Origin of the sequence: Algoriphagus litoralis (genome assembly GCF_003259255.1) — a bacterium.
Classification (GTDB): Bacteria; Bacteroidota; Bacteroidia; order Cytophagales; family Cyclobacteriaceae; genus Algoriphagus; species Algoriphagus litoralis.
In genome coordinates this window covers 268,948-293,055 of record NZ_QGOL01000008.1, presented here as the reverse complement: position 1 = coordinate 293,055, position 24,108 = coordinate 268,948, and the positions used below count along the sequence as shown (strand labels likewise).

Genomic DNA, 24,108 nt, shown 5'->3' with positions numbered 1-24,108 from the left:
TATGCAATGTTACAAATTTATCAGGAATTCAGCTTGAAAGCCTTAATGAGTTGGCATTTAACCAAAATTAGGAACGAAACCACTTGATCAGTCGGCAAGTGTTGGTGCCGTTTTCGGATTCAAATTCGATTTCGTCCATTATTTTCTTTACCAAAATGATGCCTAAGCCTCCTTTTCGTTTTTCGACCATGACTTTTTTCAAATCAGGGGCTTCATAGTTTAAAATATTAAAGGCTTCTCCTTGGTCAGAAATTTCAAAAATCAATTTTTGAGCGGAATCTTTGATTTCGAGCCGAATATAATCTTGTGGATTGCAGTCATGGGAATGAATAATTAAGTTGGCGCAGACTTCTTCCACGGCAAGTGTCACTTGGTGTTTTTCGATTTCGCTTAGACTCACCCCTACCATCGATCGCTGAAGGAAGGTTCTCAGTTCAGAAAGTGCCGAAGTTTGGCAAGCTATGTTTAGCCGGTGTTTCATTTTTTTACTTTGCTGCAGCAGACGCTCTGTCCTGGTAGATTGGAATCAGCTGGTCCAAACCCAAGATTTTAAACACTTCGTATACTTTTGGCGACAGTCCACAAATTTTCATGGTAATTCCTTTGTCGTTAAAATCTTCCAAATAGGACATAAATACACCCAAACCTGCAGAGGAGATATAATCCAACTGTGTACCATCCACGATGATGGATTGGGCGCCTCCTTCGACGAGATCTTGGATGGCCTCATCCAGGATCACAGAATTGCTTGCGTCGACTTCTCCAAACAGGCTGAGGATTTCACTTTGATTTTCAGTAGATTTTTCCAGACGAAGCATGGCTTACGGTTTCTTTATAGGGTATGTTACTATTTTTTTTTAGTTGAATTTCACTACCATCATGGAGTAGTCATCATCTATCATACGATCACCACCCACAAAAAGGTGGAGGGAATCAATAAGTTGGTTTTGAATTTCAGCTGGGCTTTTGTCATGGTGAATTTCGACCAAGCTCCTGATGCGTTCAAAGCCAAATTGCTGACCCTTTTGGTTTTTGGCTTCCACGATTCCATCAGTGATTAAGACCAGAAGGTCTCCAGTCTCAAAGCTGAATGTTTTCTCCTGAACGTGATTTTCATACTGCTTGTTTCTTAAAATGCCCAAACCCAGTCCGTCAAAAAGCATAAACTCGGATTTTGATGTTCCAGCTTGGTAGAAAAGGGTCGGGATATGTCCCGCACGTGAATGGCAGATTTTCTTTTCGGCGATATTGATCAGGAAAATGGAAGCGGTGATGAAATGATTTTTGCCTAGGCATTTGCTCAGCGCAGAATTAGCCTTGATCATGAATTGAGCGGGGCTGAGGTTGAGCTGAATCAGGCTTTGAAATATCCCCTTCATCTGGGACATATGAAAGGCAGCGGAGGTTCCTTTGCCCGAGACATCCCCGATGATGAGAACATAGCGGTTTTCATCCAGCTGATAGGTGTCATAGTAGTCCCCACCGACCTCGTCGGCAGCTTTGGAGAAGGCACAGATGCTGAATGAATCCGGATGGTCCAGTTTAGTAGGCAACAGTGCCTTCTGGACACGCTGGGCAATTTTTAGCTCTTCCTGATAGCGTTCGTTTTGGATGGCTTGATTGAGTAGCCGGTGGTTTTCTACGGCTATGCATGCTTGCCTGACGAATGTAGTCACGATATTCACCATCTCTTTATTGAACCCATCCCTTACTTCCTTACACAAGACCATCCTTCCGATCGCAGTTTTGTTAATCACCAAAGGAACCAGCATGATTGATTCAAACCGGGCATGGCTCAGTCTGAGTGTGAGCGATTGCAGCGTCTCCGGTTGGTCTGAGGAGGCCCAGTCTGTAGCAGCCTTTTGATTTTTGATCAATTCTGAGAGCTCTTCCTTTGCGGCTTCATCCAGAAATCGGAGTTGATTTGTACCGATTTTTTGTTCTTCGGAATTGATTTCAATCCAAGCAGCATCAGAATAAGAGGCACTCATGCAGCTGTCCAGCAAAATGTCCAAAACCTGCTCTTCATTTTCTCCTGGCTGGATGGACTGACTTAGCCGCTGGAAATTGATCGCCTCCGTTAGCTTTTGCTCAAAAACTGATGAGGTGGGGAGGTTGAATAGCGTAACCAAAAAACTGAAAATGGCATAAATAAAAATAAAGCCGAATAGAGCCATCAGGAAAAGGTTATCCGTCAGATTTACCTGATAGGTCTCCGCCTCCGAATAGGCCATAAACCTGCGGAATAAATACCCCAGGCAAATCAGGATTAGAAACAGAAAGAGTAGGGATTTCCATTTTTCCTTGAAGGTCAGGTAGGGGATCCATTTCAAATTGCCCGAAAGCACGGCAGAAATCACCAGCAGGATCACCATCCCGAAGAAAAAGCTGTAATCGAAATTGTTTTTGTTGAAAAAAACAAAAAACATCGCCACCAACATGGCAAACTCAAAGGCTTGCCATTGTTTTACCACTTGTTTGCTTTTCTGATAAAGGATCAGATGCTTCCATAGCAGCGCAGAAGAAATCAGGAAAATCGTGGTAAGCGCAAAATTGACATGGTAGAAAAAATTCTTGAGAAAAGGCTCCGAACCAAGCTTGCTGTCTCCTAAGGAAAAGTAGAACAACTCGATCAGGATAGCGACACCCGTAGCAAAAATTCCCGTAGACGCTCCTCGCCAGAGGAGATTCAAAAAGTCACTCTGGATGTTTTTGCCGATCGAATAGCTGTAAAATCCATACAGGGTAAAGAAAAACAGAATCTCAAGAATCCAGGTAATTTCATCAGAGATTCCCGAATCGATTTCATTGACCATTCCAAAGAGTCGGACCAAATCCACAAACAGCAAAGCCAACCATACCAAGATGGCGAGTAACAGGCTGAGTTTGCCGATATGAATGGAAGGTAGTTTGACCATCGGAATGCTATCGCAATAATACTGAAACTGATGTAATCCTCTTGGGATTGGGATAATTCGGTGGCAGATGCCTAGTTAAAAATTGTCAAAATGAAATCAAATACAAATCAATTCCGTCACCACGCCACTGCCTACTTTTTCCTCGATTAATGCCAAAACTTTGGTTCGATGAAGCATCAGTTCTTTTTTGACAGGTCCGGAAGAAAGTTTCACAAAAAGCTTTTTTTCGCGGATAAATACCGAGGTAGTCCGATCCGAAATCGTCTTCCCCACTATTTCGCCCCAAGAGCTGATCAATTGCTTTTCTTTGAATTTATCCTCCAGACGATATGCTTTGAGTAATTCGTTAAAGGCAGCCTCCAGTGGGGCAGCTTCTTTTTTTCTTCCGGAATTGAATTCGTATTTCATTTGTGATTTAGCTGTTTTCCAAGGTTCCGCCTATAACCTGATGCAGGATCCATGAATGAGTTTGATTCAAAAGAGTCAAATGAACAATTCGGCAGCGATACTATCAGCGAGTAGCATTCCCGATTTGCTCAAAGATAGGGTTTTGCCATCCCATATCAGCCAACCCCGGCCGGCTAATTTCTCCACTTCGTTTTCCTTGCTTTGCAAAAGATCAACCCCAAAGTCTACGCGGATCTCCTCAGGTGATATTCCCCAAATCGTCCGCAGTCCAGTCAAAATTCGGTCATTGATCTGATCGCTTAGTGATAAAAATTCAGCTTCAAAAGGAATCTGGTCTGCCCCAATTGCCCTAAGAAAGCGGGAATTGGACGCTGGGTTCTGGCCACGGTTTTTTCCATCATAGGAATGGGCGCTGGGACCAAGACCCAGATAAGGGACTCCCTTCCAGTAGTTGGTGTTATGAAGGGCAAATTGCCCGGGTTTGCCAAAATTCGATATCTCGTATTGGACATATCCGGCTTTTTCAGACCTGGCTTGCAGCCATTCAAATTGCTCTGCCACAAATTCATCCTCCGCGGGAAAGAATTTTCCCTTTTCGGTCCATTTACCCAAGGCAGTTTTTGGCTCCACAGTCAGTGAATAGGCAGAAATATGTCCAGGTTCCTGCCGAATCGCCTCTTCCAGATCATTTTTCCAAATCGTATGGTCCTGATGTGGAAAACCGTAGATCAGGTCAATTGAAAACTTTTCGAATCCCGCAGCCCTTCCTCTTGAAATCGCCTCCAATGCCTCAGCAGATGTGTGAGCTCTGTTATAGAACTTAAGGACACTTTCCTGAAAACTCTGGATCCCCAAGCTCAATCGGTCAATTCCTAAAGACTTCCAATTTTCTAAGCTTTCGGCAGAAAGGTCGTCCGGATTGGCCTCAAGCGTAACTTCTTTCCAGTCTGATCCAAAATTTTCCCTAATTTTTCTCAAGAGAAAATCCAGCTGTTTACTTGTCAGCAAGGAGGGTGTGCCACCACCAAAATAGATAGTTTCGACTGGCTGATTTTCCAGAAATTTGCTTCGTAGCTCCAGCTCCCTGCCGATGGATTGGACCATTTCATCTACGTGGGACAAATTTGTGGTAAAATGGAAGTCACAGTAATGGCATGCCTGCCTGCAAAAGGGGATGTGAATGTAGATGCCTGCCAAGTGAATTCAATTAACTTGCGAATATAATCAATCCTGTATAGCACGTTGAAGTCGCTTTTGTTGACGCTGGTTTGTTGGCTCCTATTTGGGCAAGTTCTTTGTCTGGGACAGGCCGTATATCGCGTGCAATGGAGACTTTCTCCTAATTCTGAAAAAGGAATAATTCAACACTATTCAGACACTACGAGGGTTACACAACTGTTGGATTCACTTTCCGCAATTTTTCATTCACAAGGGTATTTGGAGGGATTTTTTCAAGAACGTGAATTAGTCGATACCACTGTTTTTTTGTGGGAGTTTGGAAGGCTATTCGCTTGGGAGGAGGTAAATTCAGATAGCCTTCCTGAGGAATTAATTAAAGCTTTGGGAAAGCCTGGTCTCGGGTATTCGGAACCCTACCTGTGGATGAATAAAGCCTTGACTTATGCCGAAAACCGTGGGTTCCCTTTTGCAAGCCTGAACCTGGACAGTCTTTCATTTAACGATAGCTTGATTTCCGGTGTAATTGTTTTCGATAGCGGACCAAGGATCACCTGGGACAGCATAGGAATCGTTGGTAACAGCAAAACTAAAGTCCAATACCTTCAGCAACTTTCAGGGTTGGTCCCCGGAGAATTTTTCTCCCAGCTTGACTTGGAAAAAGCCGCTCAATCCCTCCGCAGATCTCCTTATTTCACGTTGGCGGGAAGTCCCGAATTGCTGTTTCAAACTCGGCAGGCCAAACCAGTTTTTGCACTTCAAGATCGACGGGTCAATGTTTTTGATGGAGTCATTGGACTATTGCCTAATGAAAATGAACCTGGCAGAGTGTTGGTCACCGGAGAGGTCGATTTACGCCTTTTTCATCTGGGGGGTAAGGGTAGAGATTTTTCTTTGAACTGGCAGCGTCTTAATATTCAGTCCCAATCGCTTGACATCAGAGCCAAGGAATCATTTGTTTTCCGTTCACCTCTGGATATATCCATTGGGTTTTCTTTATTGAAGCAGGACTCAAGTTTTGTAAATCGCACGGTAGAACTTGACTTTGGCTACAGGGTCTCCGACCCGGGATATCTGAATTTTTTTACCAAAAGACAGGCGGGTGATCTGATCTCAACCGATGGACTTTCTCCTTCGGGTGAGTTGCCGGCATCTATCGATTACCGGTGGAATCAATACGGATTGGGGATCGATTGGGATAGGCTGGATTCTCCGATAAACCCAAGAAGAGGGGTGAGGCTTCAGGGGACTTTTTCGCTGGGCAACAAGCGAATTCTTCAGAATACTGGACTTCCTGAAGCCTTGTACGCAGATTTAGAAGAATCAACTCCGCAATACCAGGGATGGTTTTCGGGAGAAAAGCATTTTTTAATTCGTCCCGGATGGGGAATGTGGATTCGTGGAGTCGGTGGATTTATTGAAAATCAGAACCTGTTTTTTAATGAACTATACCGATTTGGGGGACTAAAGAGTATCCGAGGATTCAATGAGAAAAATTTCTTTGCAAAGAGTTTTGGGTATATGAATTTTGAACAACGCTTGTATTTTGATCAAAACTCATATTTGCTCCTTTTTGGGGATGCTGGTATTCTGGAAAATCCCTATTCCAATCGAGAAATTGACTATCCATTTTCATTTGGCACTGGGATCAATTTGGACACTGACGGAGGATTATTCAGTTTTGTATTTGCGTTGGGCAAATCCTCCACGCAGCCTTTGTCATTTTCTTATTCCAGAATTCATTTTGGATATCTGGCCAGATTTTAGTGTAAAAAAATTCATGTCTAAACTACCTTTTCTTTTCCTATTTGTGTGGATTCTGGCGACACCTAAGCTGGAAGCTCAGGTATTGGAAAATTACGAAGGGAAGTGGCAGTCTGCGAGGGAGGAATCTTGGTTTGGGACAAATAATCAGGTAGAACTCGAACTTGACTTGATTTCCTTCCCCCGGGCCTTGGTCCAAATCCACTTACCTTCCCAATCCACCGTATTTATTGATGAAAAACTCTGGCAATTGACGCTGACGGATACCTTGATCTATCAGAGTGTGGCTGAATTAAGATCTGAATTTGGAAAGGACAGTGTGACCTTCACCGTCGTCAATCCCAATCTGGGATCGGGCTATCCTGTGGTCAAAAAAGTACTAGGAAGAAATGAACCAAATGATGCTATCCCACCTGCTGGGGAATTGGCTACGAATGAGCGATTTGTTTCTCAACCTGTGAAGGATTTTTATGTGACTGCATTTCTTTTGACTTTGTTTTTTCTTTCTTTGTACAAACTGGCCTACCCATACTTGCTGGCGGTAATGGTACAGCCCCTGGCGGTGATCAGCGCTGAGGATTTTTCTGAAAGTGGGAATTTGCAGAAATTCTTCTCCTTTGATATTCTTTTCTATCTCCTGATTGTAGGAATGATGATCTCCGAACTGGCGGTGTTGAGTTTGGTAGTATTCAAAAAAGACTGGCTGGAAACTTGGATAGGTATCGATTACTCTTCACTTACATTGACTTGGTTTCTGGGAGTATTAGGGATTCTATTTTTGATGATTTTGAAGTTTATCGGTATTCGATTGATTGCTTATTTATTTGATTTAGGCAAAGCTGAATTTTCCCACTTCTTCTATTTATTGCGTTTGATTGTTTTTGGCTGTTCGATTTTGTTGTTGATCGGCGGATATTTTGTTGTCAACGACTACATGGGACTTGAATCTGCCTTTACGATTTTGATCCCTGGATTCTTTTGGGGCTATATTTTCGGAATGCTGGGTTTGTTCCTGATAATGATGAATAGACTTGATTTTAAGAAATACCATTTATTTACCTACCTTTGCATCGCAGAATTGATACCTTTTCTTATCCTGACAAAATGGATTTTGTATTTGGGTCAGTAAAGGAAATTAACCTAAAATTAAGGAATAACTAGCATGAGTGCAGCTCCCAAAGATCGCTTTAAGCCAGTAAAGAGTATTCTTGTTTCCCAGCCTAAACCGACCGATGTAAATTCTCCTTATCTACAGCTTTCGGAGAAGTATAAAATCAAAATCGATTTTAGGCAGTTTATCAAAGTGGAGCCTGTGCCACCAAAAGAATTCAGAAAGCAGAAAATCGATATTTTAAAACATACGGCTATCATTTTCACCAGTCGAAATGCAATTGATCATTTTTTTTCGATTTGTAAAGACTTCAAAATAGAAATGCCAGCAGAGATGAAGTACTTCTGTATTTCAGATCAGACCGCACATTACCTTCAAAAATATATTGTCATTCGGAAGCGAAAACTATTTGTAGGCCAGAAGACAGCAGAGGATCTTTTTGATTATTTCAAAAAGCATAAAAATGAAAAGTATCTTTTCCCTTGTTCAGATATCCGAAAAGATGATATTCCCGGATATATGGAAAAGCATGGGATAGCTTTCACTGAGGCTATTATTTATCATACTGTTGCTGCGGATTTGTCTGATTTGGCAGATGTGAAATATGATGTTTTAGCGTTTTTCAGTCCGTCAGGGATAAAATCCCTAAAACAAAATTTCCCTGATTTCGTCCAAGGCAATACAAGAATTGCGGCTTTTGGCCCGACCACAGCACAAGCCGTGAGGGATTTGGGTTTGACTTTAGATATCGAAGCACCTATGCCCAATGCCCCAAGTATGACAGGTGCATTGGAGCTTTATATCAAAAAGGCCAATAATTTGTAAATCTAATAATCAATTTCTGTGGTTTTTCAGTTTAAATTCATACACTAGTTTAAAATTGGATAGACCATAGTCAAATGATTGCTAAAACCCGATTAGATAACTTTTTGAAGCTGGGATTTTCATTAATTCTGTTTTTTGTGGTAAGCATAGTGCAGGGCCAGCAGGATGCACAGTTTACACAATACATGTACAATGGGATGTTTTACAATCCTGCATTTGCAGGGAAAGACGGGGGATACCGTTTTTCGGCACTCCATAGATCCCAATGGTTAAATTACACCACCTCATCCGGTCAAGGAGGAGCTCCTGTCACCCAACTGATCACAGCAGAGGGTAGATTGGATTCGAAAAGTATTGGGTACGGACTTTCGATAGTCAATGATCAGATAGGGCCATCCGGTAACTTGGAAGTAAACCTTAAAGGCAGCTATCACAAAAAAATAAATCGCGCCACCCTAAGTTTTGGAGGGTATTTAGGCATATTCTCGAGCTCTTTGGATTATGGTGAGATAGTAGTAGTAAATCCAGAGCCAGGTTTGCCTCAGTCTGGTAAAGAAGGTCAAATAGCTTTGGACTTTGGTGCGGGGATTTTGTATGACAGAGGGAATTATTACCTAGGTCTCAGTTCAAAACATCTTGGCCAGCCTTCGTTTGATTTTGGTGATGGTGCCTACGCAAATCAGTTAGAGAATCATTCCTATTTTTTGTTTGGCTATCGAATTCGACCTATTGGCCAATTACGAATTGAACCAAGTCTACTTATCAAAAGTGTCTCATTTAATAATTTTTCCTACGATGTAAGCGTTATGGCAACACACCAGAATAAAATTAACGGTGGGATTGCTTATCGAGGAGAAGAATCGGTTTCTTTGATTCTGGGATATAGTTTATTGAGGGATAATTCGCTGAAACTGGGATATGCCTTTGATTTGATTGTCGGCGGACTTGAAGCCAAGTCCCCCACCAGTCATGAATTAATGCTAAGATATCTGCTGCCTACATCCAGTAGAGAAATAGAGCGCGTAATTCAAAGAACTCCCAGGTTCAGGTTTTGAGCCCAAATAAATGAGCAAAATCTTTGATTTTGACTTATTACGGTTGGATTATTAAAAGGTTTATTATTGGCAGGTTATTTGCATTATTGCGCTTTATTCGCCTAAATTTCGAATCCTAAAAGGATTACCCGAGTAGAAAAATTTGATGATTTCAAAAACGTCATTTATGTATAAAAAAATGAAACTCCGATTAGTGCCTGTTACTTTGGGCCTAGCTATTGCAACTCTCTTACCGGGTTGCGGGCTTTTTAATAAGAAAGGATCTGCGAGTGATAAGGCAAACAGAAGAGGTGAAGTAACCGGAGTGCCAAAAAGGGCAAGTTGGCAGCAGAACCTTCCATTTGATATGGTTCCTGTCAAGGCCGGTACGTTTTGGATGGGTCAATCTGACGAAGACATCGCGTACACGCAGTCTGCGATGAATAAGCAAATTACGATTTCTGAATTTTTCATGGACAAATACGAAGTGTCCAATAACAAATACAGACAATTTTTGGAAGCTGTAAAAAATGGAGAACTGGCTACAGGAACTCCGACTACCTTAAAAGAACCTCCTACATTCAATTATGATGAATTAAGACCTGATACGACCGTGTGGTCTACCAGCTTTTCTTATCACTACGGAGATCCGTTAATGGAATTCTACTTTGATCATCCTGCATTCGATGACTATCCTGTAGTCGGGATTACTTGGGATCAGGCGCAGCAATATTGTGAGTGGAGAACCTATCACTTGAGAGCTAATGATGAACCTGAATTTGATGCTCCTTCATTCCGACTTCCTTCAGAAGCTGAATGGGAATATGCAGCCAAAGGGGGCAAAGATGTTGCAAAATATCCTTGGGGAGGTCCGTATCTTAAGAATAAAAGAGGCTGTTTAATGGCTAACTTCAAACCAGGCAGGGGTAATTACATTGACGATGGTTTTGCCTATACTGCACCGGTAGACGTGTTCGCGCCAAATGGATTTGGACTTTATAACATGTCGGGCAACGTGGCAGAGTGGGTCATGGATGCTTACAAGGCTACATCCAGAGTAGACACATGGGATTTGGACCCAGTTTACAATGATCCAAATGAGCCAAGAAAGATTGTAAGAGGTGGTAGCTGGAAAGATATCGCACATTATTTAGAGACCTCTACCAGAACATATGAGTACCAGGATGTAGCACAGGCCCACATCGGATTCAGAACTGCCATGACTTTCATGGGTAGATCAGGATCTATGGACGTGAAATCTTCCAAACGAGCAAAACGATAAAAATCACAAACCAGAAAAAACCTTAACCTTAATTAATAATTTTCAATGGCTAGCAACAGTAACTCCTTTAAAGCTAAATTCTACAGCAACGTAATGCCAAAAATCTATGGTATTGGTGCGGCTGTGGTCATCCTCGGTGCGATGTTTAAAATCCTCGATTGGCAGTTTGCCAATATTATGATCGGGGTGGGTCTTACTACCGAGGCTATCATATTTTTTCTTTCTTCATTCGAGCCTAGACAAGAAGAAATGGATTGGAGTAAAATTTATCCTGAATTGGCAGACAGTGCACCAAAAAAATCAAAAGGTGATGATGTTTCCGCAAAATTAGATGATATGCTTTCCAAAGCTAAAATCGGTCCTGAATTGATCGAAAGCCTCGGCAAGGGCATGCAAAATCTTGCAACATCTGCAGAGAAAATGGGTAACCTTTCCGATGCTGCTGTCGCTACAAATGAATATGCCACTAATGTGAAGTCAGCTGCCAAAACATTGGTAGATATGAATGCTTCCTATAGTAAAACTGCTGCAGCACTGACCGAGATGTCCGCTGCATCTCAAGATGCGAAAGCATACCACACTCAGGTGGTGAATGTGACCAAAAATCTTACTGCCTTAAACTCAGTATATGAGATGGAATTGCAGGATGCGAACAGCCATGTGAAGACGCTCAATAAGTTCTACAGTAATATGACTGCTGCTATGCAAGGTTTGACTGAGGCAGGAAAAGAGACTGAAGCATTTAAAAACGAACTTGCAAAATTGAATCAAAACGTTAGCTCACTTAACAAAATCTATGGTGGAATGCTTTCTGCTATGAAGGGTTAATCATTTCCAAACATCTAAAAAATAATAGAAATCTAAACAGATGGCAGGAGCTAAAGAGACACCTAGACAGCGGATGATCGGGATGATGTACTTGGTATTGACGGCCTTATTGGCCCTCCAAGTAAGTAATCAGATCCTTCAGAAGTTCGTCCTCATCAATGATGGGATGGAGCGGACGTCAAGAAATTTTATTGCAAAAAATCAAAATACTGTAAGCTCTATCAAGTTGACAGTAGAAGAGCAGGGTAACAATCCAAGAGATGTTCCAAAAGTTGCTGCTTCAGAACAAGTAAGGACTGCAACCTCAGAAATCTACACCTACCTAGAGCAGCTCAAACAAGAACTAATTGAGACTTCAAATGCTAAAAATGATGAGGGCAACTTTGTCAATTCTGCATTGAAAAACACCGAAATCACTGGCAACATGTTTGCCAATTCGGGTAAAGGTGAGGAATTGCAAGCAAAACTTAACGCATATCCCTCTCAAGTGTCAAGTATCTTAAGTGAAGTGGGTATCCAAGGAGTGACTTTCAAGCCAATAGCCCTAGATGCTAAAGACATAGAGATATTTGCCAATGATCGGGATGTGAGAGGAAAGAGCTTTGTTAACCTAAACTTTGTGAAGTCTCCTGTAGGAGCTGTTATGGCGCTACTATCTCAGTTTCAAAATGAAGTTTTGAATATAGAAAGTGAAGCACTTACTGAGCTATCCAACACTATCGGATCATTCTATTTCAAGGCAGATATTTTGGAAGGTAAAATTGCGGCAGAATCTAATATAGTTGCCGCTGGAACAGTATTCAAAGGTGACATGTTCATTGCCTCAGCTTCTTCATCAGCAGCTCCTACTATGACGCTTGATGGAAGAACTGTACCTGTAGAAAATGGGTTTGGTAAAGTAGAGTTTCCTGTTAGACCTGCCGGAAGCTACGACGATAGAGGTTTATCGAAGCAGACTTTGAAAGGGGAAATTGTTACCAATGTTGGAGGTGAAGACCAAGTAATTCCAGTCTCTTACGATTATTATATAGCCCAACCAGTTATTAAAGTTTCCTCAGAGGTAGTTCAGCAGCTTTACGCAGATTGCGCGAATGAATTGTTGATTGAAGTTCCGGCCTTGGGGAATACATACTCTCCTGAATTTAATGTGGCTAATGGTCAATCTATAAAAGGTAGTAAGCCAGGTCAGCTGACTGTAATTCCAGGTGCTTCTGGTAAAGTTACTATCGGTGTCAGCAGTGGTGGAAATAAAATTGGTGACGTGGCGTTTGATATTAAACCAGTTCCTTTGCCTACAATCAAAGCTCTCGGTGCGAATGGCTCGGAATTGGATGGTTCAGTAGCACATGCAATCAATGTGTTTAGCGGAATGAAAGTAGCAGCTGTAGCTGAGCCAACTTTTGCCAGAACTATGGCGAAAGATTCCAACTTTGAAGTAACTGGAGGGGAATTGACTTTGCTTAGAAGTGAGGTTCCAAGAGGTTCTGTTCCAATAGGTGGAAGTATGAGAACTCTCCTTGAGAGTGCAAGACCTGGAGATGATATCGTAATCCGGGTAACTCAAGTAACACGAACTAACTTCAGAGGAAATAAAATTAACTCTGAATTAAGACAGATTATCCGATTGGCAGTGAAGTAATCGGAAGTCGAAGTAAATAAGAAAAATATGAAAAGATTTGTGCAACACATCTTCTTGGCAGTTTTGGTCGTCATTGGTTTGCTACCAGCAAGTACCAATGCCCAAGTGGCTACAAGCGTAAACCCATCGGGATTTGGTGATCGCCAGTTCTCTATGGATACCATTTATTCGGCCAAGCGGATTCGGGATGATGATAAAATGTATCAAATCTCAGTTTGGAGAAGAATCGACCTTAGAGAGAAATACAATCTTTCACTTTACGGCTCGGGAGATAACAAAGCAAATGGTATAATTAGCCATATCTACAAAGCTGTTGTTGATGAAAATGCTCTCGAAGTTTTCGGTGATGCAGATTTCACACAGCCGCTCTCTATTGCTGAGTTTCAGGACAACTTCTGGATTTCTGCAAATGGCGATTCCATCTTTACCAAGCAGTTGTATTATTTGGATTTCAAAGAAGACTTTGTTTTCGACAGACATCACTCTGATTTGGTTTTTGATATTAAATACATTGAATTGGTGATGCCTTCTCCAACGAATGCAAATGCAGGTCAGAAAACGGTCGCATTCATCCGTTACAAGGATTTTGTCAATTATTTCAAGAATCATCCTACTGCACGTTGGATCAATTTCCAGAACATCTCAAAAAGCTTGACTTATGACGAAGCTTTTGAATCTAGATTGTTTAGGTCAGTAGTGAGGAGGTTTACCAATCCAGATGAAGCGTTAATAGCAGATTTGGTTGATTCGGATCATGCCAATCCTGAGATGCAGGCTTATCTGAATTCTTTGGAATTTGAGTACAAATTATTAGAATTTGAAAACTCCCTCTGGGAGTGGTAAAATAAAAAAGGGGCTTATGCCCCTTTATTTTTTTCCATCCAATCTAGAAGGGCCTTTGCCCTACTTGCGCCGATTACGGCCTTTAACTCTTCCTCGCTGGCCGATTTAATATTTTTTACAGACTTAAAATGCTTCAAGAGTTTATCTGCTGTGTTTTCGCCAATGCCTGAAATTCCCGTAAGTTGGGTTCCGAAGGCATTTTTGCTTCGGACATTTCTGTGAAAAGTAATGGCAAACCTATGGGCTTCATCTCGGATCCGTTGAAGTAATTTTAAACTTTCAGACTTTTTGTCAATATGAATAGGATAAGAGTCTCCAGGGAAATAAATTTCTTCCAAACGTTTTGCTATGCCGATGATTGGCATCTTTCCATAGACTCCCAATTCCTGAAGTGCTTCGACGGCGGAGGACAGCTGTCCCTTACCCCCATCGATGACAATGAGTTTTGGCAGCGGTTTTTCTTCTTCGATTAGCCTTTTGTATCGCCTTCCTACGATTTCCTTCATGCTTGCGAAATCATTTGGGCCTTCGACTGTCTTGATATGGTAATGACGGTATTCTTTTACTGCAGGCTTTCCTCCCAAGAAGCAGACCATACTTGCTACAGGATTGGTTCCTTGAATATTTGAATTGTCGAAGCATTCGATATGATCCGGAATATCCGGTAGACTCAGGTCTTGTTGCAATTGACGGATAACCCGATCTTTTTTGTCTTGATTTAACCCTTGAAGCAAGGCTTTCTCTTTCTTGTAGTACAGCGCATTTTTGAGCGATAATTCGATCAGTTTTCGCTTGTCTCCAATTTTTGGAACTGTTAGGTTAAGCCCTTCGATTGGGTTTTCCGGTTCAATATTAACTAGAATTTCCTCCGCATCACTTTGAAATTGGTCTTGAAGCCTTACAAGGGCTGTGAGTAACAGTTCCTCACTGCTTTCATCCAGCTTTTTCTTAAGCTCAACATTTTTGGAAGTGATCATCGCTCCATTGATCACACGCATGTAGTTCACGTAAGCGAACTTCTCATCGGAAACCAGAGTACAGACATCGAGGTTTTGGATACTTGGGCTCGTGATCAATGATTTTGCCTGGTATTTTTCCAAAAGGTCTAATTTGATCTTCATTTTCTGGGCTTTTTCAAACTCCAGATTTTCTGCGAAGGCCTGCATCTCCTGTCTGAAATAGGTCTTTGGAACTCCCAGGTTTCCTTTGAGAATATGCTTCGCCTGCTCTAGATCCTTTAGGTATTGAGCTTCCCGCTGTAGTCCTACACAAGGACCCTGACAGTTGCCAATGTGGTATTCAAGGCAGACTTTGTATTTCCCTTCGTCAATTTTGTAGGGCGATAGGTCAAGGTTGCAAGTCCGAATGGTAAACAGGTCTCTGATCAAGTCCAGGACATTATTCATAGCTTTCACGCTGGCAAAAGGGCCAAAATAGGTGCCCCGCTTTGGGATGAGCTTTCTAGTCTGGAAAATCCTCGGGAAGTTTTCTTTGGTGATCAATAGATAGGGATAGGTCTTGTCGTCTCGCAGCAAAATATTGTAGCGGGGCTGAATCTTTTTGATCAGATTGTTTTCCAGAAGTAAGGCATCCAATTCGCTGTCTACCAGGGTGATTTCAATTCTTCGGATTTCCTTGACCATTCTTCGGGTCTTTAGGTTTACTCCTGTGTTTTTATTGAAATAGCTACTGACACGCTTTTTGAGACTCTTGGCTTTGCCTACATAGATCAGTTCATTTTCCTCATTGAAATACTTGTATACCCCCGGATGATCTGGGAGCTGTAGGTGTTCTTCGGGTAGAAAAGAGGAGGACTGCATGGGTTAAAATTAAAAAAAAACAGCCCTGAATTCAGGCTGTTTTTCGTTTGTAAAGGGTTTTTAATTCCTAATGTAAATCAAAAGTCGTTCTTTTTGGCATCGTAGTCAAAATCTGCAAATCGCTGACTATCCTGTTCATACTTGTCACAATCGATCTCTATGCTCAAAGGTCGATCGGGTCTCGGAAATGGACCTTTGGTGTAGCCAAGTGACTGGTCTGCGTAAACTTTCTCCATAAATTTCACCCAAATCGGTCTTGCAGTACGGCCACCTTGTCCGGCAGTCCAACTTCTAAAGTGAATTGCTCGGTCATCCCCTCCAACCCATGTGCCGGATACGAGATCTTTGCTTACCCCCATATACCAGCCATCTGAGGCATTCTGAGTAGTTCCTGTCTTTCCACCCAGTTCATTTCCTTCGCGGAGTGAATAAGGGACACCTTGGCTCGTTCCTCCTCGTTCTTCAAATCCTCCTCGGAGCATGTATAGCATCAGATAGGCATGTTCTTCGCTCATCGCAGGTTTCTTTCTGGGAGTGAATTGCTGAATCACATTGCCGTTTTTGTCTTCGATGCGATCGATGTAATACGGTGTGGTATGCTCTCCTTTATTGACAAAAGTTCCAAATGCTCCAACCATCTCGAATACAGAGACATCATTAACTCCCAGTGCTAAGGAAGGTACTTCTTCCAAGTCACTGGTCACTCCCAACCTCCGGGCAGTCTCCAAGACAATCCTAGGACTGAGCTTTTTCATCATGTAAGCTGTCACAGAATTGACCGATTCAGCCATGGCTTGCCGGATTGTCATTTTTTCATAGCTGAACTTGCCGTCTGCATTGGAAGGACTCCAAGCTGGCTGACCCGGGATATAGACTTCGACAGGTTGATCGACTACGGAATAGCAAGGGCTGTAGCCATTTTCTATTGCCGCTGCGTAGACAAAAGGCTTGAAGGTGGATCCGGGTTGACGCTTTCCTTGCTTCACATGGTCAAACTTGAAGTATTTATGGTCGATGCCTCCCACCCAAGCTTTGATATGTCCGGTCATCGGATCCATACTCATAAATCCGGTCTGAAGGAATTTTTTGTAGTAGCGCATGGAATCCATAGTGCTCATGAGCGTATCTATTTCACCTTTCCAAGAGAATACGCGCATTTTCTTTTTCTCATTTAGCTTGAGATTAATAGAGTCGGTATCATCTCCATAGCGAACTTTGAGTAAACGGTAAGCTTCCGTTCTTTTTACTGCTGTTTCGATGAAATTAGGAATGACCTGCATACTTTCGTCGATCCAAGGATCTCGTTTCCCCATCTCATTGAAAAACTTTTGTTGCAACTCAGACATATGCTCCGATACTGCTTCCTCGGCATAGCGTTGCATTCGACTATCCAGCGTGACATAAATTCGTAATCCATCACCAAATAGGTCATAAGCTGATCCATCTGACTTTAGATTTTCCTTAGTCCATTTAATGAGGTCTGCTTTTACGATCTCTCGGAAATAAGTAGCAAGGCCGTGATTCTGATTTCTTACTCGATAATCTAGCTCAATCGGCAATTGGGATATGGAGTCAAATTCAGATTGACCCAGCGAACCGTTTTTGACCATTTGAGCCAAAACCGTGTTGCGCCGTCTCAGGGAATTATCAGGATTGAATACAGGGCTGTAATAGGTGGGAGCTTTGAATAGTCCTACCAAAACAGCCGATTCTTGAACGGCAAGCTCTGAAGGTAGTTTGTTGAAAAATGTACCTGCTGCCGTTTTGATCCCATATGCATTGGATCCAAACTCTGAAGTATTCAGATACAAAGTCAAGATTTCATCTTTGGTGTAGGCCTTTTCCAGTTGGGTGGCTACGATCCATTCCTTCGTTTTAATAATTAGCATCCGAAGTCCCGGAACAGAACTTAAAAGGCCCTGCGAAGCATCAGTTCGGGTTTTGAATAGGTTTTTTGCAGTCTGTTGGCTAAGCGTTGATCCTCCACCTGCATCTTGACCGAGAAGGATGGATTTCACGAATACCCGAATCATGGCCGTCATATCTATGCCGGAATGATCCTCAAATCGAACATCTTCGGTTGCGATAAGGGCCTGAACCAAATTTGGAGACAGCTCTTCGTATTTCACAGGGCTGCGATTTTCTCTGGCGTAAGTTCCTAAGAGAAAGCCATCAGCAGAATAAAGCTCGGATGCAAGTTCACTCTCAGGATTTTCGAGAGCCTTGAAATCTGGCAGCGAACCAAATAGTCCCAAAAAGTTGACACTGACCATCCATACGAAAAGGATAAAGAAGATCACCCCACCGATAAATGCGATCCAGAGGTATTTAATTGTTTTACTGGCCCAAACAGGAATAGATGGCTTGGTAGTCTTTGACATAGGATTTTTACTGATAAAGGGATCGGAAGAAGATTAAATACTCCTCCGTGTTTTTGGTTTTATTCAAGGTCTGAAAGTTCTCAATCGAAATAAAGAAGGCGTTGGCTTGGGCGTTTTCCGGCAATCCTTCTGATTTAAACTCTTCAGAAAATTTTAGGTAGTATTCTTTTGCTTTTTCAGCATTGGAAAACGGACTTATGATGTAGATCGCGTTTTCCTGATTCATGTTCATATTTCCAGTTCGAAGTCTTGCATTTGGGAAGTTTTTGGCATGAAAGTTTTCCAGATCTCCCAACAGGTTTTTGGCTTCCTCTGACTCACTTTTGGATAAAGAGATGACAAAGATATGGGTTTGAGATTCATTCACTTTGTAAGGTGAGTCTGCGGGTACCTCATTACCTACATTTTGAGCAGCTTCTGCAGATGTGAGTTGGGTCGAATCCACAGCAACACTATCCTTGGGAGTCAGAGCGGCAAGTTCCTCGCTACTCAGAAGTGGTCGGAGCATATTTCTTGCCAAACTGACCAAAGCTTCGTCTTTCGTATTTTCGATATAGGATTCAAGCCTTCCTTTGAATCGTTCTTTACTTTCCAGCTTGCCTGTGACCATGATATCCAGTAGCAGTAACTTTTCTGTATTACGAGTTAAGGGATATTCTTCGAGAGTTGATTTGATCACTTGTCTGGCCTGTTGATATTGCCCGGCGTAGTAGGAGTTGTATGCTTGCTCGTATCCTTTGGATGATTCAAGGGCAGCGAGATTACCCGAGGCTGCATCGGGATTATTGACCGAATAGGTGTATTGGGAATCCGGAAACTCCCGATTGAGGCGGCCGACATATTGCTCGAAGTTTCCTTTGGAATCTTTCTGTGCTAAATAAAGAAGGTAATATGCCTCAGGCTTTCGGATAGTATTTGGGAAAGTTCTGATCAGTGTTTCCAAATTGTCAATGCTTGACTCCAATTCCTCAAAATCAAAATACAAGAGCTTTCCCAATTCAAAGTAGGATTCATCCAATTCTGAGTTTAGCCGTTCCAGTTGCTCAGGAGTGTTTGGGATTTTTGCCAAAAGGCTTTCCATCGATGGTAACCCCGCTAAAATCGGGTTTTCTCCGGTAGCCGAAGAATCTTTAAGTCCAGTCACTTCCTGGGGCTGGGTGTTTGTCTGGAAAATCGCCGATCTTCTTCTCCAATTATCTTGAAGGGGGCGAGTACCCCAGACTCTGTTGAATTCAATGGCTCCTTGCTGCATGGCGACTCCATTGTCAAAATAGAAGCTTGCTCCGGGATCTTTACCGCTGAAGGCCAGCAGATTGTTAAATATGCTTGAGTTTTTAGGTACCTCTTTGGCTCGGGCTTCGGCCATGAGTCTTTCTTCCTCTGCCTTGATAAAATTCTGTGCAACTGCCTCTTGCTCAGATGGACTTAAGCCTGCCAAGATCGTCAGGCTGTCATTGAGCTGAATCCGCTCTACATGAAATACGTATTGATCAAGAATTGTCTTTTGCGATTGAATTTGGATCGCAACAGGGTCATTTTCTTTGATAAATGTAAGTGCGCTGTCCAAATAGTACTTGGTAGCCCGAAAATCCTTGAATTCTTCAAGGTTGATCTCAGCAAGTTTTTGATAAATATATCCTTTCAATCGAGGGTTACTGCCAGGTTCTTTGGCTGCCTGATGCAGTAAGTCAATGGTGAGAGGAATATCCCCCTGCTTTTCTTCAAAAAGTGCCCGTTCATAGATCACTACATCTTTGAGATCTTTGTTTTTAGGATCCTCATACAAGTCCTCGTAATAGTTACGAACCTTCCTTAGATCTTTTGAAGCGTTGAGCTCCGCTACTTGTTGGGCATAAAGAGTGGCAAAAAAACTTCGCTCATAGGGAGGATTTCCATCGAGGGATTTTTTGTAGTAATCATAAGCCAAGGCATCAAGCCCCTCTCGCTGATAGCGCTGAGCGAGGATAAAATTGATTCGAGATTCTTCTTTTTTATCAGGAGCTAGATCTACTGCTCTGTCCAAAGCACCGATCACGCCGTTTCGGTCTGCCCGAGTTTCATAGTAATACGCCAGGGTTTTAAACAGTTCGAATCGGTTTTGGTCACTTATTTCGGTCTCCTTGGAGAGGTAATCTATAGTGAAGTTGGCATTTTCATATTCCAATCGATCCACATAGAGTCGGAGTAGGCTGATCAGCGCCTGATGGCGAAGGTCTTTGTCTTTGCTGTTGCTGTTGATGAATTTGAAGGCATTGAGTGCATCATCTTGTTGGGCTTGGAGATAATCGATCTTGCCCAAGAGGTAATAGCTGTCATCCACCCATTTGGAGATTCGGTGCCAATCGATCGCTTTGGAAGATAGTTCCCGTGCAGAATCCAATTTCTCTTTATTCTGCTGTATGGTAGCGGAATCTATGGGGATGTAGACTGGTAGAATTTGTGTATAATCTTCCTTATACCCCTTCAAGACCTGATTTTCAACATCCTTTATTTTGACATCGGCTAGATAGTAGGCGTTGAAATGAGAGGTCAAATTATGAAAAGCCCTATTGGTAAAGGTGTTGCGCTCAGAGGAACAGGCTCCGATAAAAATAATAATGACTAAAGCCAGTCCGGAAAATCTTCTCATTTCAGCAGTAATTATCTTCTCTAGTAAGGTTCAATCCCGCAAATCTGTGGGCATGAGCAATCTTGTAAGGTAAAGTATCCTTCCTAAGGAGTTCCAAAGGTCAGGTACGATTTCTGATTTATCCAATGGAAGTACCAAAATAGACTATTTAGCTCACTTACCGAACGAAGACAGCGCTCAAATCGTACCAGAACTTTTAATAGACACCCATTTTCTGAAAATTTTAGATACTTTCACTTTATTATGGAAGAGGATCAAGACCAAAAGAAAAGTAAAGAAAGTAGTACTCCAGTTTATGTGAAGTACATGGGGCTCGCTTTTCAGCTTTTTGCAGTCATTGGTGGAGGAACTTGGTTGGGCTGGTGGGTTCAGCAGCAGAGTGAGATGAAGTTTCCCTTGTGGATATTGCTCTTTTGTTTTGCTTCTATAGGTTTAGCTTTTTATCAACTGTTCCAAAGCATTCGGCAGGACAAGTAGTCAACTTTGCGTTTTTTGGGGTACTTTTGTGCCTGATCTGTTAAGTTTTTCCCATGGTTTTGTTAAAAAATTTCCATTTCCGGTTTCTTTCGTTCAGTGTATTGATTGCCGCTTTGATTTGGATTTTCCAGAGTTTTCTGCCACACATCATTGTAAATTCCGTTTGGGCAGTTTTTTTATTTGTGCTGATTCTCTCGTATTTAGTCAGTTTTACCTCAATTTGGCTCTATAAAAAATCACCTGAGAATTTTCTGCAAATCAAGCTTTTGGGCATGGTAATCCGAATTTTGGCAGCACTTGCCTTCATTACTACGTGGGTAATTGGCGGGGAAGAGAATATTATTCTGTTTATTTCTAATTTCTTTGTTCTTTTTTTGTTTTACCTCGTTTTTGATATCTACACCTTTATTTCTAACTTGCGCCCGATTTCGAAGTAGCCCTCAAAAATAAGAGTTGATGACGCGCAAATTTCTGGTTTTAAGTCTTTTATTTTCAGTGTATTTGCTGAATTATTCTCCTGCTGTTTTTGCTGCGGGTGGGGAGACAGAGGAAGGTAAGGAAGATCCTACTGGGTTTATCATGCACCACATTAAGGATTCCCATGAGTGGCATTTTTTTAATATCGGCCACACCCATGTGACTTTACCTCTTCCTGTGATCACTTATGCATCTGACAGGGGACTGGAGTTTTACATGTCGAGTGATTTCCAAAATCACGAAACACATCTTTTCGGTAAGGAAAATGCGCATAACGGAATCTATATTGACGACCATGAGCATTTGGGTCGTGTGGATGGTGGTTCTATTTTGGATTTTTCCATTACCAAAAATGTGGCCATGATGATCCTGGTCATTGCTTTGGTTCTTTGGCTTACATTGTCTGCTGCTGGTCACTACAAAAAGCATGGCATAGCGGCACCGAAAGGGGCGGCTTCTTTTGTCGAGCCTATCGTTTTGTTTGTGAGAGATGAGATTGCTGAAAAATCGATTGGCCCGAAATACAAAAAGTTTGTTCCTTACCTCCTGACTCTATTCTTCTTCATCTGGATAGGCAACCTACTAGGGCTGATGCCCGGAGCAGCAAACTTGACCGGAAACATAGCTGTTACCTCCACTTTGGCGATTCTTACTTTTATTTTGGTGAATGTCAATGGGAATAAGGACTACTGGAAGCACGTGTTTGCCACGCCTGGAGTACCGGTAGCATTGTTGCCGATCATTGTGGTGGTGGAGTTCATCGGACTATTCACCAAGCCTTTTGCCTTGATGGTCCGATTATTTGTCGCCATTACAGCGGGTCACATTGTGATTCTGGCTTTCATTGCACTGATCTTCATCTTTGAGTCGTATACTATCGGTGTGGTATCCACGCTGATGGTGACCTTTATTAATTTAATCGAGTTGCTCGTCGCTACGATCCAAGCCTATGTCTTTACCCTATTTACAGCGATGTATATTGGTGGTGCAGTGGCAGAACATCACCACGACGATCACCATTAATCCCGAGTACCTTTACTGAGTAATTTCTTTGTTCAATTTATAAATAAAACGTTTATGTTAACTTCTATCTTGTTGTCTGCTGGATTGGCTCTTATGGGTGCTGGTATCGGTGCAGGAATTGTTGCGATTGGCGCAGGTCTTGGTATCGGTCGTATCGGTGGCCAGGCAATGGAATCTATCGCCCGTCAGCCTGAGGCTGCTGGAAAGATCCAAACTGCCATGTTGATCATCGCAGCTTTGATTGAGGTGGTTTCCCTGTTTGCAGTAGTAGTTTGTCTACTTATTGCATTGAATGCAGGTGGCTTAACCTTCTAAGAACAATAGAAACGGGATTGGCGCTAGGCCAATCCCTTCTTATTGAACAACATTGAAATTATTAAATCATACTCATGGATCTGATCATACCTAGTTCCGGGCTTATCTTTTGGCAGCTTTTAGGCTTCCTTGCACTGTTATTCATTCTGATAAAGTTTGCATGGAAACCTATGTTGGCAGCACTTGAAGAACGTGAGTCCGGCATCGAGAACGCGCTCAAAGCGGCTGAACTTGCCAGAAATGAAATGGCAAATCTTAAATCTGAAAATGAGAAATTGCTTCAGGAAGCGAGATTGGAGCGGGACAATATCCTTAAAAAGGCTCAAGAAGCATCTGTCAAAATGATAGAGGAAGCTAAAAATGAAGCAGCCAAAGTAGCAGCGGAGCAAATTGAAAATGCAAAAGCGGTTATCGAAACAGAAAAGAAGGCTGCCTTGGCAGAAGTCAAAAACCAAGTTGCCATCCTGACTATCGAAGTCACTGAGAAGTTATTGAGAAAGAATTTGGCTGACGAAAAAGCTCAAAGAGCCCTCGTGGACGAATTTGTCAAAGAAGTACAGCTTAATTAATCCCTCATGTCAAACCATAGAGTTGCATACGCCTATGCCAAGTCTCTGATGGAATTAGCCATCGAAAGAGGCCAGTTGGAAGCGGTGTATCAAGACCTTTTACATTTGGCTGATCTAGCCAAATCAAACAGGGATTTGGAACTTGCAATGAGAAATCCCATCGTGAATGCGGATAAGAAGCTGAAGATCCTCAAGGCTCTTTTTGAGAAAAGAGGAACAACAGACGCAACTTTGGCATTCTTCGAGATTCTCTGCCGAAAGAATCGAATTGATCTGATTCTTGAGATTGCACGTGAGTATCAGACACAATACCGACTACACAATTCCATTCAAGTGGCCGAAGTGACCACCACCTTTCCATTGAATGATGCCCTTCGCGCTGAATTTACCAAGATTGTATTGGAGATATCAGGAATGAAGACCGTGAAGCTTGTCGAAAAAATCAATCCGGATCTGATCGGTGGATTTATCCTGAGGGTAAATGACCGTCAGCTGGATGAGTCACTAAGCAGCAAACTGAGAGAATTGAAAGCCGAGTTTGCTGTAAACCATTACGAAAGTAAAATCTAAAAAAAGCATTAATAGACGA

Annotated in this window: 21 protein-coding genes; 13 read left to right on the top strand and 8 right to left on the bottom strand. The window is 42.2% G+C overall.

Annotated elements, in window-relative coordinates; translation table 11 throughout:
• Positions 1-67: 67 nt before the first annotated feature.
• The 5 genes from DK188_RS11015 to hemW form a co-directional block, all read right to left on the bottom strand.
• Positions 68-481: an ATP-binding protein gene (locus DK188_RS11015; protein ID WP_111670867.1), complete on the bottom strand. Its 414-nt coding sequence runs from the start codon at positions 479-481 to the stop codon at positions 68-70.
• Between the two features lie 4 nt (positions 482-485).
• Positions 486-818, bottom strand: coding sequence for an STAS domain-containing protein (locus DK188_RS11010; RefSeq protein WP_111670866.1), 333 nt, complete (start codon positions 816-818; stop codon positions 486-488).
• A 39-nt stretch (positions 819-857) separates the two neighbouring features.
• Positions 858-2,918, bottom strand: a complete 2,061-nt coding sequence (locus tag DK188_RS11005; RefSeq protein ID WP_111670865.1) for a GAF domain-containing SpoIIE family protein phosphatase — start codon at positions 2,916-2,918, stop codon at positions 858-860.
• Between the two features lie 96 nt (positions 2,919-3,014).
• Entirely contained in the window at positions 3,015-3,326 is a 312-nt protein-coding gene (locus DK188_RS11000; RefSeq protein WP_111670864.1) for a DUF721 domain-containing protein, read from the bottom strand.
• 75 nt (positions 3,327-3,401) lie between these two features.
• A complete protein-coding gene (gene hemW, locus DK188_RS10995) occupies positions 3,402-4,502 on the bottom strand; it encodes a radical SAM family heme chaperone HemW (protein ID WP_232825716.1) in 1,101 nt (366 codons plus the stop codon).
• Between the two features lie 222 nt (positions 4,503-4,724).
• Here hemW and DK188_RS10990 point away from each other — a divergent pair, with 222 nt between their 5' ends.
• The 8 genes from DK188_RS10990 (at position 4,725) to porN (ending at position 13,828) form a co-directional block, all read left to right on the top strand.
• Positions 4,725-6,269: a POTRA domain-containing protein gene (locus DK188_RS10990; RefSeq protein WP_157963220.1), complete on the top strand. Its 1,545-nt coding sequence runs from the start codon at positions 4,725-4,727 to the stop codon at positions 6,267-6,269.
• Between the two features lie 13 nt (positions 6,270-6,282).
• Complete coding sequence (locus DK188_RS10985) at positions 6,283-7,395, top strand: DUF4271 domain-containing protein (protein ID WP_111670861.1); 1,113 nt, start codon at positions 6,283-6,285, stop codon at positions 7,393-7,395.
• A 33-nt stretch (positions 7,396-7,428) separates the two neighbouring features.
• Positions 7,429-8,202 carry a uroporphyrinogen-III synthase gene (locus DK188_RS10980; RefSeq protein ID WP_111670860.1) on the top strand — a complete coding sequence of 258 codons (774 nt, stop codon included), beginning with the start codon at positions 7,429-7,431 and terminating at the stop codon, positions 8,200-8,202.
• A gap of 74 nt (positions 8,203-8,276) precedes the next feature.
• Positions 8,277-9,257 (top strand): PorP/SprF family type IX secretion system membrane protein, encoded by a 981-nt coding sequence (locus tag DK188_RS10975; RefSeq protein WP_111670859.1) that lies wholly within the window; start codon positions 8,277-8,279, stop codon positions 9,255-9,257.
• Positions 9,258-9,423: 166 nt separating this feature from the next.
• Positions 9,424-10,518, top strand: coding sequence for a T9SS ring complex lipoprotein PorK/GldK (gene porK / locus DK188_RS10970; RefSeq protein WP_111670858.1), 1,095 nt, complete (start codon positions 9,424-9,426; stop codon positions 10,516-10,518).
• A gap of 45 nt (positions 10,519-10,563) precedes the next feature.
• Positions 10,564-11,346, top strand: coding sequence for a type IX secretion system motor protein PorL/GldL (porL, locus tag DK188_RS10965; protein WP_111670857.1), 783 nt, complete (start codon positions 10,564-10,566; stop codon positions 11,344-11,346).
• 40 nt (positions 11,347-11,386) lie between these two features.
• Complete coding sequence (gene porM / locus DK188_RS10960) at positions 11,387-12,985, top strand: type IX secretion system motor protein PorM/GldM (RefSeq protein ID WP_111670856.1); 1,599 nt, start codon at positions 11,387-11,389, stop codon at positions 12,983-12,985.
• A 27-nt stretch (positions 12,986-13,012) separates the two neighbouring features.
• The gene (porN, locus tag DK188_RS10955) at positions 13,013-13,828 is read left to right on the top strand and encodes a type IX secretion system ring subunit PorN/GldN (RefSeq protein ID WP_111670855.1); all 816 of its coding nucleotides are present in this window, start codon (positions 13,013-13,015) and stop codon (positions 13,826-13,828) included.
• A gap of 14 nt (positions 13,829-13,842) precedes the next feature.
• Here the strand turns inward: porN and uvrC are convergent, their stop codons facing one another.
• The 3 genes from uvrC to porW all read right to left on the bottom strand — a co-directional run bounded on the left by uvrC (position 13,843) and on the right by porW (position 20,658).
• Positions 13,843-15,648, bottom strand: a complete 1,806-nt coding sequence (gene uvrC, locus DK188_RS10950) for an excinuclease ABC subunit UvrC (RefSeq protein WP_111670854.1) — start codon at positions 15,646-15,648, stop codon at positions 13,843-13,845.
• A gap of 77 nt (positions 15,649-15,725) precedes the next feature.
• A complete protein-coding gene (locus DK188_RS10945) occupies positions 15,726-18,029 on the bottom strand; it encodes a penicillin-binding protein 1A (RefSeq protein ID WP_111670853.1) in 2,304 nt (767 codons plus the stop codon).
• A gap of 7 nt (positions 18,030-18,036) precedes the next feature.
• Entirely contained in the window at positions 18,037-20,658 is a 2,622-nt protein-coding gene (gene porW, locus DK188_RS10940) for a type IX secretion system periplasmic lipoprotein PorW/SprE (protein WP_111670852.1), read from the bottom strand.
• 243 nt (positions 20,659-20,901) lie between these two features.
• Between porW and DK188_RS10935 the strand changes: the two genes are divergently transcribed.
• The 5 genes from DK188_RS10935 to atpH all read left to right on the top strand — a co-directional run bounded on the left by DK188_RS10935 (position 20,902) and on the right by atpH (position 24,089).
• Positions 20,902-21,135, top strand: a complete 234-nt coding sequence (locus tag DK188_RS10935) for an AtpZ/AtpI family protein (protein ID WP_111670851.1) — start codon at positions 20,902-20,904, stop codon at positions 21,133-21,135.
• A 456-nt stretch (positions 21,136-21,591) separates the two neighbouring features.
• Positions 21,592-22,635 (top strand): F0F1 ATP synthase subunit A, encoded by a 1,044-nt coding sequence (atpB, locus tag DK188_RS10925; protein ID WP_111670849.1) that lies wholly within the window; start codon positions 21,592-21,594, stop codon positions 22,633-22,635.
• A gap of 54 nt (positions 22,636-22,689) precedes the next feature.
• A complete protein-coding gene (gene atpE / locus DK188_RS10920) occupies positions 22,690-22,950 on the top strand; it encodes an ATP synthase F0 subunit C (RefSeq protein ID WP_111670848.1) in 261 nt (86 codons plus the stop codon).
• Positions 22,951-23,024: 74 nt separating this feature from the next.
• Positions 23,025-23,519, top strand: coding sequence for a F0F1 ATP synthase subunit B (gene atpF, locus DK188_RS10915; RefSeq protein WP_111670847.1), 495 nt, complete (start codon positions 23,025-23,027; stop codon positions 23,517-23,519).
• 6 nt (positions 23,520-23,525) lie between these two features.
• The gene (gene atpH, locus DK188_RS10910) at positions 23,526-24,089 is read left to right on the top strand and encodes an ATP synthase F1 subunit delta (protein ID WP_111670846.1); all 564 of its coding nucleotides are present in this window, start codon (positions 23,526-23,528) and stop codon (positions 24,087-24,089) included.
• The last annotated feature ends 19 nt before the right edge of the window (positions 24,090-24,108 follow it).